13 protein-coding genes and 1 other RNA gene are annotated in these 17,587 nt (G+C 36.9%); 12 read left to right on the top strand and 2 right to left on the bottom strand.

What is annotated here, in order from left to right; translation table 11 throughout:
• The first annotated feature begins 11 nt into the window (after nucleotides 1–11).
• The 3 genes from BM097_RS06010 to BM097_RS06000 are packed head-to-tail and all read left to right on the top strand — an operon-like array spanning nucleotide 12 to nucleotide 3,972.
• Nucleotides 12–452 carry a hypothetical protein gene (locus tag BM097_RS06010; RefSeq protein ID WP_090546955.1) on the top strand — a complete coding sequence of 147 codons (441 nt, stop codon included), beginning with the start codon at nucleotides 12–14 and terminating at the stop codon, nucleotides 450–452.
• Complete coding sequence (locus BM097_RS06005; RefSeq protein ID WP_090546952.1) at nucleotides 449–2,629, top strand: YhgE/Pip domain-containing protein; 2,181 nt, start codon at nucleotides 449–451, stop codon at nucleotides 2,627–2,629. Before BM097_RS06010 ends, BM097_RS06005 begins: the two co-directional genes overlap by 4 nt.
• Nucleotides 2,630–2,682: 53 nt before the next feature.
• Entirely contained in the window at nucleotides 2,683–3,972 is a 1,290-nt protein-coding gene (locus BM097_RS06000) for an alpha-amylase family glycosyl hydrolase (RefSeq protein WP_090546949.1), read from the top strand.
• Here the strand turns inward: BM097_RS06000 and BM097_RS05995 are convergent, their stop codons facing one another.
• Both BM097_RS05995 and BM097_RS05990 read right to left on the bottom strand, forming a co-directional pair.
• Nucleotides 3,973–4,521 carry a GNAT family N-acetyltransferase gene (locus BM097_RS05995; protein ID WP_090546947.1) on the bottom strand — a complete coding sequence of 183 codons (549 nt, stop codon included), beginning with the start codon at nucleotides 4,519–4,521 and terminating at the stop codon, nucleotides 3,973–3,975.
• 26 nt (nucleotides 4,522–4,547) lie between these two features.
• Entirely contained in the window at nucleotides 4,548–5,240 is a 693-nt protein-coding gene (locus tag BM097_RS05990; protein WP_090546944.1) for an anaerobic ribonucleoside-triphosphate reductase activating protein, read from the bottom strand.
• Between the two features lie 111 nt (nucleotides 5,241–5,351).
• Here BM097_RS05990 and tadA point away from each other — a divergent pair, with 111 nt between their 5' ends.
• The 9 genes from tadA (at nucleotide 5,352) to BM097_RS05945 (ending at nucleotide 17,281) form a co-directional block, all read left to right on the top strand.
• Nucleotides 5,352–5,891 (top strand): tRNA adenosine(34) deaminase TadA, encoded by a 540-nt coding sequence (gene tadA / locus BM097_RS05985; RefSeq protein WP_090546941.1) that lies wholly within the window; start codon nucleotides 5,352–5,354, stop codon nucleotides 5,889–5,891.
• A gap of 51 nt (nucleotides 5,892–5,942) precedes the next feature.
• Nucleotides 5,943–6,133, top strand: an RNA gene (gene ffs / locus BM097_RS05980) — signal recognition particle sRNA large type.
• A gap of 30 nt (nucleotides 6,134–6,163) precedes the next feature.
• A complete protein-coding gene (locus BM097_RS05975) occupies nucleotides 6,164–6,922 on the top strand; it encodes a hypothetical protein (RefSeq protein WP_090546939.1) in 759 nt (252 codons plus the stop codon).
• Nucleotides 6,923–6,936: 14 nt separating this feature from the next.
• Nucleotides 6,937–9,222 carry a hydratase gene (locus tag BM097_RS05970; RefSeq protein ID WP_090546937.1) on the top strand — a complete coding sequence of 762 codons (2,286 nt, stop codon included), beginning with the start codon at nucleotides 6,937–6,939 and terminating at the stop codon, nucleotides 9,220–9,222.
• Nucleotides 9,223–9,238: 16 nt separating this feature from the next.
• Nucleotides 9,239–10,555 carry an AI-2E family transporter gene (locus BM097_RS05965; protein WP_090546935.1) on the top strand — a complete coding sequence of 439 codons (1,317 nt, stop codon included), beginning with the start codon at nucleotides 9,239–9,241 and terminating at the stop codon, nucleotides 10,553–10,555.
• A 101-nt stretch (nucleotides 10,556–10,656) separates the two neighbouring features.
• Nucleotides 10,657–13,407, top strand: coding sequence for a tetratricopeptide repeat protein (locus BM097_RS05960; RefSeq protein ID WP_090546932.1), 2,751 nt, complete (start codon nucleotides 10,657–10,659; stop codon nucleotides 13,405–13,407).
• A 23-nt stretch (nucleotides 13,408–13,430) separates the two neighbouring features.
• Nucleotides 13,431–15,329, top strand: coding sequence for a 1,4-alpha-glucan branching protein GlgB (gene glgB / locus BM097_RS05955; protein WP_090546930.1), 1,899 nt, complete (start codon nucleotides 13,431–13,433; stop codon nucleotides 15,327–15,329).
• 54 nt (nucleotides 15,330–15,383) lie between these two features.
• Complete coding sequence (locus BM097_RS05950) at nucleotides 15,384–16,601, top strand: DUF5711 family protein (protein ID WP_090546928.1); 1,218 nt, start codon at nucleotides 15,384–15,386, stop codon at nucleotides 16,599–16,601.
• Between the two features lie 83 nt (nucleotides 16,602–16,684).
• A complete protein-coding gene (locus tag BM097_RS05945; RefSeq protein ID WP_242944667.1) occupies nucleotides 16,685–17,281 on the top strand; it encodes a CvpA family protein in 597 nt (198 codons plus the stop codon).
• The last annotated feature ends 306 nt before the right edge of the window (nucleotides 17,282–17,587 follow it).

Raw genomic sequence — 17,587 nt, 5'->3', positions numbered from 1 at the left:
GAGGCCTCCACATGGGCAAGGAAAAAGAAATAGTATATGAAAAGTTCATGGAGCTGCAAAAGCAGGTTCATCTTAATAATCAAAAGAAAATACGAGTAGGCTTAAAGGTAAACATACTTCTCCCATTGGTATTTTTGGTAATTAGTTTCACCTCTAACAGATCAAAGCTTGTGTTTTTAGTGCTATGGATAGTGTCTTTATTTGGAATAGCTTTTTATTTGCTATACGTTGAATATATGGACTTTAAGCTTCAGGAGCAGTTGCAAGAATTAGGTATTATGGAAAAAGAAGCTGAAGCTCAGGCACTTATAGGAAATGAAGTAGTCCAAAGCATGGAAGACATCAACAATGCAAGAAAAGAAGTACAGAAAGATATTAAGGATTTGAGACAGGGAATTAAGAAGGAAATCAAATCTGATATTCGTACGATGGGAGACAAGTTTAAGAAATGAATAATATAATAAAAATAATTGCCTCTGACATTAAAAGATTATCTACCAATGTGGTAGCAATGGTTGTAATCATTGGATTGACTGTAATACCATCACTTTACGCATGGTTTAATATTCTTTCGAACTGGGACCCTTATGGTGAAAGCGCCACATCTAATCTGCAGGTTGCAGTTGCATCATCAGATCAAGGAATAGTGATTGGTAATGTAGAGCTAAATGTTGGAGACATCATCATTAGCAGGTTAAAAGAAAATACCACCATAGGATGGGTATTTACAGACACAGCCCAGGAAGCTGTAGCAGGGGTACATTCTGGGGATTATTATGCTGCGCTTGTTATTGATGAAGAATTCAGTGATAACATGATTAGTTTCCTCAGCGGAGATATTAAAAATCCTGTCATTACCTACTATGAAAACGAAAAGAAAAATGCGATTGCACCAAAAATCACTGCAAAGGTTAAGACAACTATTGAAAGAGAAGTAGATCATGCCTTTGTAAGTACTGTAGCCGAAGCCTTGTTAAAGGGAGGCGAATACTTTGCAGACCTTGATGAAGAAGGCAATATAACAAGTCAGGGAATCGAAAAGCTTGAAAAATTGGATTCAGATCTTAAAGGAGTAATTGCTCTACTTGATTCCTATATTGCATTGTCAGATTCTACCGAAAGTATTTCAACCGCTGGAGGCGCTGTAGCGGATAGTGCAAAGTCAATCACAAAGCTAGCTGAACAGATGGCTGATTCTGCACAAAAAGACGCACAAGTAGGAAAGCAGGACCTTCAGAAGGTAAAAAATCTTACTGACGACAAGGTAAAGGAAATTAATAATGAGTTTGATTCAGTAGATAGCGCTGTTAAGGTAATAAATGATAAGGCTAATGGTGTAACCTATAACAATCCTGTTGATATTGAGGCCTTACAAAAAAGCGTAAATGAATTTACAGCTAAATGGGGAACAAAGGATCAGCCAGGAACCTATTATCATATGATAAGTACGATAAACACTGGCAATGATTTGATTAACCAGACCATCTATGACTATGCAGACGAGTTAGACGGAAAAATTAAGGTGATTAATGAAGATGTCAAGATATTAAGTGACGCTTCAAAACAAAGTGAAGAATTATTTAATAATACAAAATCAAAGCTTATTAATGATATTGCTTCATGTATAGATGCCACCTACAAGGTCCGCTCCGAGTATGTTAACACTCTTTCACCACTTGGCCAAAATGCGATGAATTCAACTGCAAATTCAGTTGCAGAAATTGAAAAGCTACTAAACTATAATGCAACAAGCATTGATTTGGTAATAGATAATTTAAAGAATTATTCAACATTAATGGACCAGTCTAAGGATTCGCTTGTTAAGTCACGCAATGAAGCCGTAGATATGGAGCGCCAATTGTCTGCATTAATAGCTGATATAAAGAGCATTGGTGATAATGAGGCATATCATAAGTTTGTTAATTTGCTTCAAACAGATCCAGATTTGCTTTCTGAATTTATTAGCAGCCCTGTAGAAATATCAAATGAGTATATTTATCCGGTTGAAAATAATGGTTCTATGACAGCGCCATTTTATATTGTGCTTTCGATTTGGGTAGGAGCATTAATTATGTCCACTATCCTTAAAACATCTGTTAAAGACACAACAGGAATGCGTAATCTTAAGAATTGGCAGTGCTTTTTCGGAAGATTTTTTGTGACATTTATGATTGGTCAGGTGCAGACGATTATTACAGTAATGGGTGCATTTTTGTTTGTAGGAATACAATGTGAGCATCCAGTCTATTTCTGGCTGGCATGCGCTTGGACTTCATTGATATATTCATTACTGTTATATTCATTTACATATTCCTTTGGAAACATAGGAGAAGCTCTTTCTGTAATCCTTATGGTTATTCAGGTTGCTGGTGCTGGTGGAACATTCCCAATCGAGGTATTACCAAAGGTATTCCAGATATTATATAGATTTATGCCATTTAATTATTCAATGAATGCATTAAGAGAATGTATAGGTGGCTTCTATGAGGATACTTACAGAAATTGTATGCTTACTCTTATTATATACGGCGTAGTTGCAGTATTTGTAGGTGTAGTGTTATATCATCCTTTCAAATTATTAAATGAAAAAATTGAGAACAGTAAAGAAAAATCGGGTATTTTGATTTAAAATAAAGGCAGGGTAACCTGCCTTTTTGTTGTATATGGAGATTGGAGGTTTTTATGCGAGATATAGAATGGGTTAAGGAGTCTGTGTTCTATCACATTTATCCGCTAGGAGCATTTGCCTGTCCAAGGGAGAATAAAGGCGATGAAACTGCAGGGCACAGAATATTAACACTGATAGAGTGGATTCCTCATCTAAAGGATATAGGTATAAATGCCATATATCTTGGCCCAATAATGGAATCGGGGACTCACGGCTATGACACTACCGACTATTACCGAATAGATAGAAGATTAGGCGATAATGATGATTTTAAAAGGGTTGTCAAGGAATGTCATGCCAATGATATAAAGGTCGTATTAGATGGTGTATTCAATCATGTAGGTAGAGGTCATGAGGCTTTCATAGATGTACTTAAAAACAGAGACAACTCTCCATACAAGGATTGGATAGCAGGTCTAAATCTAGGCGGTAATAATTGGCACAATGATGGCTTATCCTACGAATGTTGGGCAGGTGCAGAGGAGCTTGTAAAGTTGAATCATTGGTGTGAAGCTGTGGATAACCACATATTAAACGCTGTAGGCATGTGGATAGATGAGTTTGACATTGACGGCTTGCGACTTGATGCTGCTGATTGTATTGAAAGAGGCTTTTTCAAGCGTTTAAAAGCATACACTGAGCAAAAGAAATCAAGCTTTTGGCTAATGGGCGAGATAATTCATGGAGATTATAATGTCTATGTAAACGAGGAAATGTTAGATGCTGTAACCAATTATGAATGTTGGAAGGGTATATATTCCAGCCATAATGACCATAATTATTTTGAGATAAATTATGCAATGAAGCGTCAATGGGGCCAGGGAGGACTTTATAGCGGTAAATATCTCTACAATTTTGTTGATAACCATGATGTAAATAGAATAGCAACATTACTGAACGATAAAGAAAATATATATCCAACCTATACACTGCTGTTCACAATGCCAGGAATTCCATCTATCTACTATGGTAGTGAATGGGCAATTGAAGGTGATAAAAACGCTGGTGATGGCGATTACGCACTTAGGCCAGAGCTTGATATTGATAAGATGAATAATCCAAATTTAATTGAGCATATTAAAACTTTGGCTGAAATAAGAAAGCAGTCTAAAGCATTGCAGCTTGGAATATATGAAGAAGTCCAGGTAAGAAATGAGACATTAGTATTTGCGAGAGTTTATAATGATGAATATGTAATTGTAGCTTTAAATAATACGGCCGATAAAAAGCAAATTAGCTTTGATTACAGGGGAGAGCACACAGATATAGAATTAGAGCCTCATGGAAGTAAAATCCTTAAATAATCAATTGTTGGCAAGATAAGCATACATACAATGATCAAGGCGTTCTCCGTTGATGATAATTTTATCGCGGAGGATGCCTTCGTATTTAAAGCCAATTTTCTCTACCATGTGGATAGAAGAATCGTTATCAGGAAGAATTAAGGCCTCAAACCTGTGAATACCAAGTTCGCTGGAAATAATAGGGATAGTAGCTTTAATGGCTTCGCTGCAAAAACCTTTATTCATATGATTTCTGTCCATTTTATAGCCGATGGTACAGCTTTCATAAATAGGACGAACTATATTTCTATAGCTTACAGTACCAATTATTTCTGTAGGATTATTCTTGTCGAAAATCCAATATCGAATCATAACAAGCTTTAGAATGTTTTTATGTTCAAATTCAAGTATTTTTTTTTGATGAGCAATAGTATAGAAATCGTCTCCAATAATAGGTTCGTATTTCTCAAAAATATCTCTATTTCGCTGATAAAAGCTTAATACCATAGGTGCAGCTTCTGGCCCAAGTACTTTTAGAACTAAGCGGTCGGTTTTAATCTCAAATGTCATTGCAATCCCCCTATTTAATGATAATATTATACACCTCTTAGTTGCGTGTTAGGAATATATGGTTTTAATACATCAATAAATTGTTCTAAGGTTTCCAAACTAGGGCTAGAAAAGATAGGATTAATAACTTGTTCAGACTCTCTATAGCTCTGCAAATAGTATGCCCTTGCGCCCTTAAGCCATTGTCCGATTGCTTCCATATCAGTCACAGTATGACATTCCGCCATGACAGTTGTTCTAAATTCATAGTCAATCTTTCCTTCTAGTAAAAGTGATACAGATGCATCGATGGGAGCAATATCAAAACTGTTCATACACGCAATATCGTTGTACTTTTCTTTGGTGGTTTTTATATCCATTGCTATATAATCAACAAGTTTGCTTTCAATCAAGGCTGCCAGCATATCAGGATTTGTACCATTAGAATCCAACTTTACTAGAAACCCAAGGTCTTTAATCTTTTTAATAAACTCAGGCAAATCCTTGTGAAGAGTAGGTTCGCCGCCAGTTATGCAAACACCATCCAATATTTTCTTTTTTGATAGAAGATGCTCAAATATCTCTTCTTCAGTGAAGGCAAAAGCGTCCTTAGGAGGAAAAACTAAATCTTTATTATGACAAAATGGGCATTTAAAATTACATCCACCTGTAAAAATAGTTGATGCAATCTTACCTGGATAATCTAAAAGAGTTGTTTTCTGTAAACCTAGTATTAACATAAGCCTTTCTTTCCTTTTGAATCTAAAAGTGTTATAAATAAAATAGCTGAAAAATGCGAATAAATGCTATATTTATAATAAAAAGTATAGCAAAGTAGGAGGTGAAAATCTATGTTATCAAAAGAGGAACGCGAGGAGAAACGCGTTGCTAAACTTCAAGAAAAAGAAGAAAAGCGTAATCTTAAGATAAATGAGAAATACATGGAGCAGGCCTTAAAAGAGGCAAAAAGAGCCTATGATATAAATGAAGTACCTATTGGTTGTGTATTAGTTCAGGATGACAAAATCATCGCAAGAGGGTATAATCGCAGAAACACCGATAAAAGTGTACTTGCACATGCAGAAATAGCAGCAATATCAGAAGCTTGTAAAAAAACAGGAGACTGGAGACTTGAGGATTGCACTTTGTATGTTACTTTAGAGCCTTGCCAGATGTGCGCTGGAGCCATCGTACAGGCAAGAATTCCTAAAGTTGTTATTGGGGCTATGAATCCAAAAGCGGGTTGTGCTGGCTCCGTTATTAATATTTTACAGATGCAACAGTTTAATCATCAATGTGAGGTTGAGCGAGGTGTTTTAGGAGAAAGATGTACAGAAATAATGACAAAATTCTTTGAAGAGCTTCGCGAACAGAAAAATCAAGTAATGTAATAAAGGCATATATATTGACAAAGGAGTCCTTGTTATCATAAAATAAGGGCTCCGAGCAATATAAGATATCATTTGGCGGTCGTTTTGTAGGATGCTGATCTTTGGGTCCTGCGTAATGGGCACCTACGAATCGTGTCAGGGCAGGAATGCAGCAGCACTAAGTAGGACCGTTCATCTGACGCGGGGTCGCCTGGAGGGAGTCCTGCAAAGCGGCTACCAAATGATATCTAACAATGGCTCGGTATTTTTATATATAGAAAAAGGATTATAGTATGGGTGCACAGGATAGAACAGAACGAGTATTAAGAGATATGCATGTGTTATTTTCAAAGGCTCAGCCTTATGAAGGAAGCACAAGAAATGTCATCGTTGATAAAAATGCAATGATGGATCTTCTCAAGGAACTAAACGAGTGTATGTACGACATGATGGAAGAGCATGAGCTTACAGTTAAAAGCCGTGACAAAGCCAATCGTGAAATGCAGAAGCAGGGTGATGATATTGTGTTCGAGGCTACCAGAAAGGCTGAAGATATATATGCAGCATCACTCATGTACACTGATAGTGCGCTAGATGCTATTCAAAATATTATAAAGGAATCCCAGGAATCTATAGCAAAGATTTATGAGGACGCAAATAAAAAGATAAAAGAAGAGACTAAATCTGTAAAATCAAATCAATTGGAGCTTAAGGGCCATTTGAACGATTTGATTGATACACAGAAGTATCTTAGATTAATTGATGAAGAAAACATGCGAATCCGCAAAGAAAAGGCGGAAGGAACATCAGAAGAATATGATGATGCACCAAAATATGCAGCGCCAGAAATTCGAATAGATAAAGATTACTTTGCAAAAGCAGGAATTGAAATAGATGATGATGTAGCTCAACCAACAGAAGATATACCAGAAAACACTATATCTTCAGAAGATTTAGATGCAGAGTATTTTAAATGGCAGGAGGAAGAATCTTCAGAGGAAAAGAAACCAGTTAAGAAAGGACTATCAGGTCTTTTTGGATTAAAACACTAAAAGGAGAATAAAGGATGAAGCTTTACAACAACGGAGTGTACTTAATTAACGGTAGCCAGATTGTAGAAGATGGCCCAGAGGCAAGCGCAAAGATTAAGGCTGCAATAGGCAAAGATGTGACAAAAGATGTTGCACATAAGGAAACTATGGCCTATGGCATTCTAGCCAACCACAATGTTTCTGGAAACATGGACCACTTACAAATCAAATTTGATAAGTTGATAAGTCATGATATTACTTATGTAGGTATTATTCAGACAGCTAGGGCTTCAGGCCTTGAAAAATTCCCTATTCCATACTGCCTTACTAATTGCCACAATTCATTATGTGCAGTTGGTGGAACAATTAATGAAGATGATCACATGTTTGGACTTACATGTGCTAAGAAATACGGCGGAATATATGTACCACCACATCAGGCTGTTATACATCAGTTCGCTCGTGAAATGATGGCTGGTGCTGGCAAAATGTTGTTAGGTTCAGATTCTCACACTAGATATGGCGCATTAGGAACCATGGCTATGGGTGAGGGCGGACCAGAGCTAGTAAAGCAGTTATTACAGCAGACATACGATATAAGCATGCCAGGTGTTATTGGTGTATATATGACAGGTACTCCTAGAAAGGGTGTCGGCCCACAGGACGTTGCCTTAGCAATTATCGGAGAGGTATTTGATAAGGGCTATGTAAAGAACAAGGTAATGGAGTTTGTAGGCCCAGGAGTAGCAAATCTTTCTATGGACTTTAGAATTGGCGTAGATGTTATGACTACTGAAACTACATGTTTAAGTTCCATCTGGATAACAGATTCAAAGACAGAAGAATTCTACGAAATTCATGGCCGTAAGGAAGAATATAAGGAGCTTAATCCAGGTGAAGTTGCATACTATGATGGAATGATTGAAATAAATCTCGATGAGATTAAGCCAATGATAGCCATGCCTTTCCATCCAAGCAATACATACACAATTGAGGAATTAAATGCTAATCTTATGGATATTCTTGACGATTGTGAAAAGAGAGCAAAGGTTTCTCTTGATGGTCAGGTAGAATTTTCACTTAAAGATAAAGTTCGAAACGGAAAATTATATGTAGACCAGGGTATTATCGCTGGCTGCGCAGGCGGTGGCTTTGAGAATATTTGTGATGCCGCTGATATACTTAGGGGCGCAAGCATCGGCCCAGATGAATTTACACTTTCAGTATATCCTGCATCTACCCCAATCTACATGGAGCTTGTTAAGAATGGAGCCGTTGCCGACCTTATGAGCACAGGAGCAATTGTAAAAACAGCATTCTGCGGACCATGCTTTGGCGCAGGCGATACTCCTTCAAATAATGGCTTTTCAATTCGCCATTCTACAAGAAACTTCCCTAACAGAGAGGGTTCTAAGCTTCAGAATGGTCAGATTGCATCAGTTGCACTTATGGATGCTCGTTCAATCGCTGCAACAGCAGCAAACAAGGGATATCTTACAGCTGCAACAGAAATTGATGTCGATTTTACAAAGCCAAAGTATCATTTTGATGGAAGAATATATGCAAACCGCGTATTTGATTCAAAGGGCGTAGCTGAACCAGATACAGAGATTCACTTTGGACCAAACATCAAGGATTGGCCAAAGATGAGCGCATTACCTGAAAATTTATTCCTTCAGGTAGTATCAGAGATTCATGATCCAGTTACAACAACAGATGAACTAATTCCATCTGGTGAGACATCATCATATCGTTCTAATCCTCTCGGACTTGCAGAGTTTACATTATCTCGTAAGGATCCAGAGTATGTAGGACGTGCAAAGAATATTCAAAAGGCCCAGAAGGCTTTAGAGGCAGGAGAGTGCGCAGGTGATGCTGTTCCAGAGCTTAAAAAGATTGTACATAAGGTAAAAGAAACATATCCTGATGTAAATCATGATAATTTTGGAGTAGGAAGCACTATCTTTGCTGTAAAACCAGGAGATGGTTCTGCAAGAGAGCAGGCTGCATCTTGCCAGAAGGTACTTGGCGGATGGGCTAATATTGCAAATGAATATGCTACAAAGAGATATCGTTCAAACCTTATTAACTGGGGAATGCTTCCATTTGTAATTCCAGAAGGTGAGTTACCATTCAAAAACTTGGATTATATCTTTATTCCAGGTATAAAGGATGCTGTTGTTAACAAGGATGACACAATAAAAGCGTATGTTGTAAGAGATGAGGGATTAAAGGAATTTACAATGACCCTTGGAGAACTTACAGATGATGAGAGAGAAATAATTCTTAAAGGCTGCCTAATTAATTACAATAGAAAGTAGGCCTAAGGAGGGGAATATGCCAGAGGAAAACGAAAAGCTCGAACGAAGAGCTTTTAGAAGAAAGCTAGGAAGCTATGTTTTTGCTACCTGCATAGTTATAGCATTTTATTTTGTGCTAAGAAATGGTAGGAGCGTATCTGCGGCATTTAACCATGTAAATAAAGTAATTCAGCCTATATTGATAGGATTTGTTATGGCATTTTTAATGAATCCTATCATGGGCGTTATTGAAAAGAGACTATATAAGATTTTTGCAAAATTCTGCAAGACCGAGGTTGGTGCCAAAAAGGGCGATAGAGCATTATCTTCAATTTTGGCATTGGTAGTGCTTGTAAGCATTGTGATTTTTATAATAGCATCAATTGTTCCAAATCTTATAAGCACCATTATATACCTTGCAAATCATATAGAAGATCAGATTGCAGGAGTTTTAGATTGGTGTAATGTAGTTACAAAAGGTAATTATGAAGAGGCCTTAATGAAGGCAAAAGACAATAAAATTGGTGATTTGGTAAATCAAGGACTGGATTTATTTAATCAATATGTCGATTACGACCAATCTGATATGATGTCTATGATTACAAGCAGCGTTCTTTCTGTCACTAAATTCATTGTTAACATCATAATTGGAATGTTCGTTTCTGTTTATGTATTGATTTCAAAGGAGACCTTTAAGGCACAGGCTAAAAAGCTTGTTTGCGGCATATTTGCACCTAAGTACGCTAATATCATATTAGAGGTTAGCAGAAAATCTGGAGAAATTTTTTACGGCTTTATTATCGGAAAAATTATAGATTCAATTATAATTGGAGTGATATGCTACATCGCATGTCTAATCATGAAGATGCCATATCCTATGCTTGTATCAGTTATTGTCGGTGTAACCAATATCGTTCCCGTATTCGGCCCATATATTGGAGCAGTTCCAACAGTAATCATTATTTTCCTTACAGAGCCAATGAAGGGTATATATTTCTTAATCTTCATCCTGATATTACAGCAGGTAGATGGTAATCTTATTGGACCAAAGATTCTTGGGGACTCAACAGGAATATCATCCTTCTGGGTAGTGTTCGCTGTAGTTGTAGGTGCTGGCTTCTTTGGAGTAGGCGGTATGATTGTAGCAGTTCCAATAGTTGCTATTATTTACTACATAGTTGGCAGAATTGCAAGCTATCTTGTGGAAAGAAGAGATTTACCAAAAGATACAAATGAATATATACTGATGGATTATATAGATTTGGAATCTAACACCTTGATAAAACATCAAGAAAAGCTAGCTACATCCAAATTAAAGTTTTCATTCAAGCTTAATAATCACGGTAAAAAATAATTAAAAAAACCAGGATATTTTGTCCTGGTTTTTTTGATTTTAGAATTAACGTATGTTAAAATTTTTTATAACTATAAGTATGTATTTTGGAGAATAATGCTGTGGAAAAAATGGAGTATCGTACTAGGATTGAAGAGATGAAAAATCTCGTATCAAAAAATAAATTCGTTGATGCAATGAACGTAGCTGAAAGTATTAATTGGCGAAGGATTCATAACATAAACGATTTAATAGCAGGAAGCGAGTGTTATGAAGCAGCAGGGCAAGTAGAGGATGCCAGAGATTTACTGCTCCTAGCTCATGAGCGTTCACCAATCGGAAGGATGATATTATACAAGCTGTGTATGATATCAATTAAGCTTAAGGAAATAGATGAAGCGCAGGAATACTACAACGAGTTTGTTCAAATAGCACCTCATGATAGCTTAAAATATATCTTAAAATATAATATTAATGTTGCAAAAGGCGCTGATACAGCCACTCTTATCAAGATTCTTGAGCAGCTCAAGGATAACGATTTTATTGAGGAGTGGGCGTACGAGCTCGCCTATCTTTACCACAAAACAAATCAAGCGGAAAAATGCATATCTTTATGTGATGAGATTATCTTATGGTTCGGAGACGGCCCAGTTGTTGAAAGAGCCTTGGAATTAAAGATGCTTTATCAGCCACTAGATAAGTCGCAAGAGGACAAATATCGAAATTTCCAGACCAAGAAAGATGGAATAACAGAAATTACTCCAAAAATAATGGCCGAGTCTAGTAGAGTTTTGCCTAATGTTAAAGCCATCAAGCTACCAGAGGGACCAGAGAGATTTGATACTCTTAACCTTCAGGCTGAAATTAAAAAGAACATTGATGAAATCATGAAGGCAACAGATGCAGGTGAAGTATCTGAAAACATGGATGCCATTAAAAATCTTGTTGAAGAGATTCCATATCTGCAGGTTTCAGATGATGAAGATGTTGAAGAAGAGGATGATAAATTCTCTATTAACGATACCTTCCAGCAGTATCTTGAGGAAGGTTATGATGGTCAAATCAGCTTAAAGCTTGCCGATGAAAGCAAGGAAACAGAGCAGCAGGTAGAAGGCCAAATGACAATCGAGGATGTTTTAGCTGAATGGGAAAAGACAAAGCGTGCAGCTGAAGCAGCAATGGAAGATGCTAAGACAAAGGAATTAGAGAGTGCCAGAGCACGTGCCTTGCGCGAGGCCAATAATGTCCTTAATCGTTTGGAAGGTGCTATGTCTAAGCTTAATGCTGGCATGACATCTCAGGAATTATTGAAGGAAGAATACTTATCGCCAGATAGAATCGAAGAAGTTAAGCTTGAAGAAACACCAGTGGAAGAGGTAGCTTCAGAGGAAGAGCAGTCAGATGATACTCAGCCAAGAACAGGATTTGCTATTCCTAAATTATCAATAGACGGCTCACAGGAAGGATTAATAGATATTCCTGTAATTACAGCAGAGGAAGCTGCAGCATCGGTTGCAAGTGCAGGCACTGCAGTTATGCGCACCGCAGAAGAGCTGGAGGATACAGCCAACTGGCAACCACCAACCCTTGAAGAATCAGCAGATGTAGAAAACACAGAAGAAGATGAAGATGTTGGTTTAACAGAAGCCTCTCAGTTGATTGCTGATGTGAACAGCATCCTACAGCAGGAAATCGATAGATTAACAGTTGATGATGAAGAAGCTCCAGAAGAAATAGATAATCAAGAGGCTGAATCATACAAAGAAGAGCCTATTTCTGAGGTTGCAGATAATACAATTGAACATGATTATAGAGAGTTAGACAGCGAGCAGCTACAGGCGGTGCTCGAGGATAATGCAGAGGAAACTTCAGAAGAAACTTCAGAAGCTTACAGCTATGACGATGACTTCGAGCTTCCTCCAATAGAAATCCCACAGGATTTATTGAACGAGGTTATTTCTACACCATTCCATGAGGAATTACCAGAGGAGACTGCTGAAGTTGAAGAGCCTGTAATTCCAGAAGTGGAAGAAGAAGTATCAGAAATACCAGCCCCAGAGGCAGTTCCTGTACAGGATTTAGATATCCCAGAGCTAGAAGAAGCTCTAGAGCAGGAAGCAGCAACTTCTGTTGGTGTTGATGAAGAGGATTTAGAGATATTCTCTTACTTCTTACCAATTTCAGGAATGAAGGCCAAAATCACCAAGGTTATAGAAGGTGCCGCTGAGCACTTGTTAAAGCCTAATGGAAATGGTGGAAGCATTGTAATTGTCGGAGAACAGGGCTCTGGAAAGACTCAGATGGCAACAAGCATCATCAAGGTCCTTCAGAAGAAGACAGGCTATCCAAAGGGAGGAATCGGAAAGATTTCAGGCGAGAAGCTTAACGAAAAGGATATCCAAAGACTTTATTCTAAGATACAGGGTGGATGTCTTATTATCGAGGCTGCAGGCGGAATTTCAAAAGAAACAGCCGTAACCTTATCACTATTGATGGAATCTGATAAAACAGGAACAATCCTTATTATTGAGGATAATAAAAAGGGTATAGATAGAGCATTAATGCGCGACCATTCATTCGCAAAGAGATTTACCGAAAAGATTGTAATTCCAGTATTCTCAATTGATGAATTGGTATCATTTGCTAAGACCTATGCTCTTGAAGCAGGTTGTACAATAGACGATATGGGAATCCTTGCACTTTACAATAGAATTAATCTTATTGGACGTTACGACCATGTTACCACTATAAAAGAAGTGGCAGAGATTATGGATGATGCTATCGAAAAATCTACAAGGGGAGGCTTCTTTAACAAGCCAAAATATGATAGATACGGCAATATCATCCTAAAAGAGAAGGATTTTGATAAATAATTAAATAAAGGGGATAGTAGTATATGAGCAATTTTACAGAACTAGATGGATATTTGTTTGGCCAGGGAACACACTATGATATATATAAAAAGCTAGGTGCTCACAAGGGTAAGCAAGGCAAAGAAACAGGCGTATTTTTTAACGTATGGGCACCACATGCTGCTAGTGTAGCTGTTATTGGTGAGTTTAACGATTGGGATGAAAACCGCAATTTCATGCATAGAGTTGAACCAGCAGAGCAGGGTATATTTGAAACCTTTATACCTGAGGCTAAAGAGGGCCAGTTATACAAATATCTAATATACACAGATGATGGGACTAAACTTTACAAAGCAGATCCATATGCTACTTATGCAGAGGTTCGTCCAGGTACTGCATCACGCATTTTCGACACTACAAAGTTTAAATGGACAGACCAAACATGGATGAAGCAAAGAAAAGCAATTAAGAATTTTTGGGAGCAGCCATTGGCAATATATGAGGTGCACCCAGGTTCTTGGAAGCGTCATCCTAGAACAGAAAACGATGGATTCTATAGCTATAAGGAATTTGCTCATAGCATAACAGAATATGTTCTTGATATGGGGTATACTCATGTAGAATTAATGGGAATTTCTGAATACCCATTTGATGGTTCATGGGGTTATCAGGTAACAGGCTATTATGCACCAACATCAAGATACGGCACACCAGACGATTTCAAGTATCTTGTAAACTATCTTCATAAAAATGGCATAGGTGTCATTCTGGATTGGGTTCCTGCACATTTTCCAAAGGATGCCCATGGTCTAGCTGATTTTGATGGCCAGCCATTATATGAATATGGTGACCCACGTAAGGGCGAACATCCAGATTGGGGTACAAAAATCTTTAACTATGGCAAGCCAGAGGTTAAAAACTTTTTAATTGGTAGTGCCCTTCAATGGGTAGAGCAATATCACATTGATGGATTAAGAGTTGATGCAGTTGCCTCTATGCTTTATTTGGATTATGGTAAAAAGCCAGGCCAGTGGGTTCCAAATGAGCACGGTGGAAATGAAAATCTAGATGCTATCGAGTTTTTTAAGCATATTAATACATTAATCAGAGGAAGAAATCCAGGAGCTGTTATGATTGCCGAAGAGTCCACAGCATGGCCAAAGATAACAGGTGATGTTGAAAATGGCGGATTGAATTTCTCTTACAAATGGAATATGGGATGGATGCATGATTTCATTGATTACATGAAGCTGGATCCATATTTCAGAAAAGATAATCACAATAGAATGACTTTTGCAATGAGCTATAACGAAGCAGAACGATATATTTTGGTGCTCAGTCATGATGAAGTAGTTCACCTTAAAGGCTCAATGCTTGCAAAGATGCCAGGACTAGAGGTTGATAAATATAAAAACCTTATGGCGGGCTATGCATTTATGATGGGACACCCAGGCAAGAAGCTTCTTTTCATGGGCCAGGAATTTGCACAAGGCACAGAGTGGAGCGAGGCCAGAGAACTAGATTGGTATGTGCTTGATAATCCTAACCATAGACATGTTTCAAGAATGTTTAAGGAATTACTAACCATATACAGAAATTATCCTGCAATGTACGAACAGGATGTATCATGGGCGGGCTTCGAATGGATTAATGCCAACGATAACTATAGAAGCATATTTAGTTTTGTCCGTAAATCCAAAAATGGCAAGAATAATATACTATTTGTAATTAATATGACACCAATGAGATATGATGATTATAAAGTTGGTGTTCCTGAAAATAAAAAATGTAAACTATTATTAGATAGTGAGAACACTGAATTTGGTGGTGAAGGTGGAAAGATAGAAGATAGCTATATGCCAGTCCACGAAGAGTGTGATGGAAGAGAGTACTCAATAGCTTTCCCAGTTGCACCATATCAAGTAGCAGTATTCGTATATTAAAATATTTATGGGCTGGTTATACAGCCCATAATTTTTTAGATAAGGCAATTAAGTATGGAAGAATTCAAGATTATTAAACTACCTGAAAAGAAGGAAGAGAAAACAGCAGAGGAAGTAGAAATAAAGAAAAAGCCGATAAAAGATGACGATTATACCCCACCGAAAAAACGATACCTATTTCTACTATTGCTTTTGCTCATAATAGTTATTTCTATCATAGTAATCAGGACTGTTTCCACTTATGAGGACTTTGAGGTGGAAAAAAGCTGGGAAAGACAGGATTCAGCTGAAAGTCATTATATAAGCTATAATAATAATCTTTTGAAATACAGCGCAGATGGTATTTTCTACACTGCATTTGATGGTACATTGATATGGAATTATACTTATGATATGACTAATCCAAGTGTAGATATTAGCGGTGATTATATAGTTGTTTATGATAAAAAAGGAACAGAGGTAGATATTTTCTCTTCTAAAGGATTCATTAAATCAATAGCAACTACTACACCAGTAATAGAGGCAAGGGTAGCCAATCAGGGAACAGTAGCCATTATGCTGCAGGAGAATTCCACAACATATATACAAATGTACGATAAAAAAGGAACTCTACTTGTTTCAGGAGAAATTCATCCTGAAAATAAGGGCTTTCCTGTATCCATGGCATTATCTTCAAACGCTACGCGCCTGCTCTTATCCATTATTAATGTAGATGATGGAGAAGTCTCAACAGAATTAGTATTTTACGATTTCACAAGCGCAGGCAAAAAAGAAGAGGATAATATTGTTGCATCATACCAGTACATTGGTACACTAATACCAAAGGTAGATTACGTAAAAAATGATAAAGCTATTGCATTTGCTGATTCGAAAATAATTGTATTTAACAATAATTTAAAAGCTACTGTAGCCAAGGATATAACGATAGATGAGCAGATGAAGAGTGTATTCTATAACGACACTCATTTTGGATATATTTGCGAGAAATCCTTGGAATCAGGCGAAGTAGTAAATGTATTAAATGTTTATAATCTGTACGGGTTTAAGAGCGTATCAAAGGAATTAGACAATAATTACGAATACGTATCACTACTGGATAATAATATAGTGATGCTTAAGAATGAAAACGAGATTGCCTTATACAACTTGCAAGGCTTTGAGAAATTTACGTACAAGTTTGATGATACAGTCTATGATGTAATACCAACTACAGCCGAAAAAAGATATTATATTATTCAAAAAAATAAGACAGAGGAAATATATTTAAAATAGGTGATAATATGGAAATAAACTATTTATTAGTTGTATTTGGAATCATAATGCTGATTTGCATAATAAGAGGCACAACCCAAGGTATGCTAAGAATAGTATTTGGTATGGTAGCATGGATTTTTATGATATGCTTTGTAAACTTTGGCTCAACCTTCGCTGCCAGCTATATTTCTACAAACACAACTATACCCACAGTAATCCAGCAGAACTTAGATGAACATCTTCATGAAAGATATTATGAATCAGAAGAAAAAGAAACAGGCTCAGGTCAGGATGCAGTATTGGTTGTGGTGCCAGAAGCTATTAGGCAAAAAGTAGAAGAATCAGTGCAAAGCTCAATAGATGTTACTATTAATGTAATAGCAACAGAATTAGCGTCTACAGCTATAAAAGGCATATCAACTATAGCATGTATCATAGTAGCTATATTAGTAATACTTATATTAGACAAGATCATAAACGTAATAGGCCTTGTTCCAGGGGTTAGGGATGTAAATCGTTTATTGGGATTTCTGGCAGGATTAATAGAAGGAATAATAATAATATGGCTTATCCTCTTCATTGCAGACTGCTTCCCAGCCTCTGCGTATGGCAGATTTATCATAGAAAACACAGAAAATGACCAGATGTTGTATTTTATTTATCAAAACAACATAATTGAGAGAATTATCGGAATATAAAGACATTAATTATTTTGAAAAAACCTGTTGACTTTGTGGTAGTGGGATGATAATATACTATTCGTTCCGCGAGAGCAGAACACAAGATGAAATCGAGTGTTTCATCAAAAAGATTAAAAAAATAAATCTTAAAAAGTGCTTGACAAAGCAAGCTGCTCATGATAATATAAACGAGTTGCTGCTGAGAAGCACAACAAACGAAGATTGATAACTGAACAGTGAAACAAACCTTGAATTAATACAAGTTTTTAAAACATGTATCCTTGAAATTCATTTAAGTTTCTTAATGAAACGAAACCTTTATTA

The organism is Pseudobutyrivibrio sp. OR37 (assembly GCF_900113655.1).
In the GTDB taxonomy this organism is placed as follows: Bacteria; Bacillota; Clostridia; order Lachnospirales; family Lachnospiraceae; genus Pseudobutyrivibrio.
Note: the sequence above shows the minus strand (reverse complement) of the source record. Positions and strands in the feature narration are given on the sequence as shown.

Bases quoted from the DNA above. Each gene is read 5' to 3' on its own strand.
- BM097_RS05995 (WP_090546947.1), bottom strand. From the start codon at position 4,521: ATGACATTTGAGATTAAAACCGACCGCTTAGTTCTAAAAGTACTTGGG.
- BM097_RS05950 (WP_090546928.1), top strand. From the start codon at position 15,384: ATGGAAGAATTCAAGATTATTAAACTACCTGAAAAGAAGGAAGAGAAA.
- BM097_RS06005 (WP_090546952.1), top strand. From the start codon at position 449: ATGAATAATATAATAAAAATAATTGCCTCTGACATTAAAAGATTATCT.
- glgB (WP_090546930.1), top strand. From the start codon at position 13,431: ATGAGCAATTTTACAGAACTAGATGGATATTTGTTTGGCCAGGGAACA.
- tadA (WP_090546941.1), top strand. From the start codon at position 5,352: ATGTTATCAAAAGAGGAACGCGAGGAGAAACGCGTTGCTAAACTTCAA.
- BM097_RS05975 (WP_090546939.1), top strand. From the start codon at position 6,164: ATGGGTGCACAGGATAGAACAGAACGAGTATTAAGAGATATGCATGTG.
- BM097_RS06000 (WP_090546949.1), top strand. From the start codon at position 2,683: ATGCGAGATATAGAATGGGTTAAGGAGTCTGTGTTCTATCACATTTAT.
- BM097_RS05970 (WP_090546937.1), top strand. From the start codon at position 6,937: ATGAAGCTTTACAACAACGGAGTGTACTTAATTAACGGTAGCCAGATT.
- BM097_RS05990 (WP_090546944.1), bottom strand. From the start codon at position 5,240: ATGTTAATACTAGGTTTACAGAAAACAACTCTTTTAGATTATCCAGGT.
- BM097_RS05965 (WP_090546935.1), top strand. From the start codon at position 9,239: ATGCCAGAGGAAAACGAAAAGCTCGAACGAAGAGCTTTTAGAAGAAAG.
- BM097_RS05945 (WP_242944667.1), top strand. From the start codon at position 16,685: ATGCTAAGAATAGTATTTGGTATGGTAGCATGGATTTTTATGATATGC.
- BM097_RS06010 (WP_090546955.1), top strand. From the start codon at position 12: ATGGGCAAGGAAAAAGAAATAGTATATGAAAAGTTCATGGAGCTGCAA.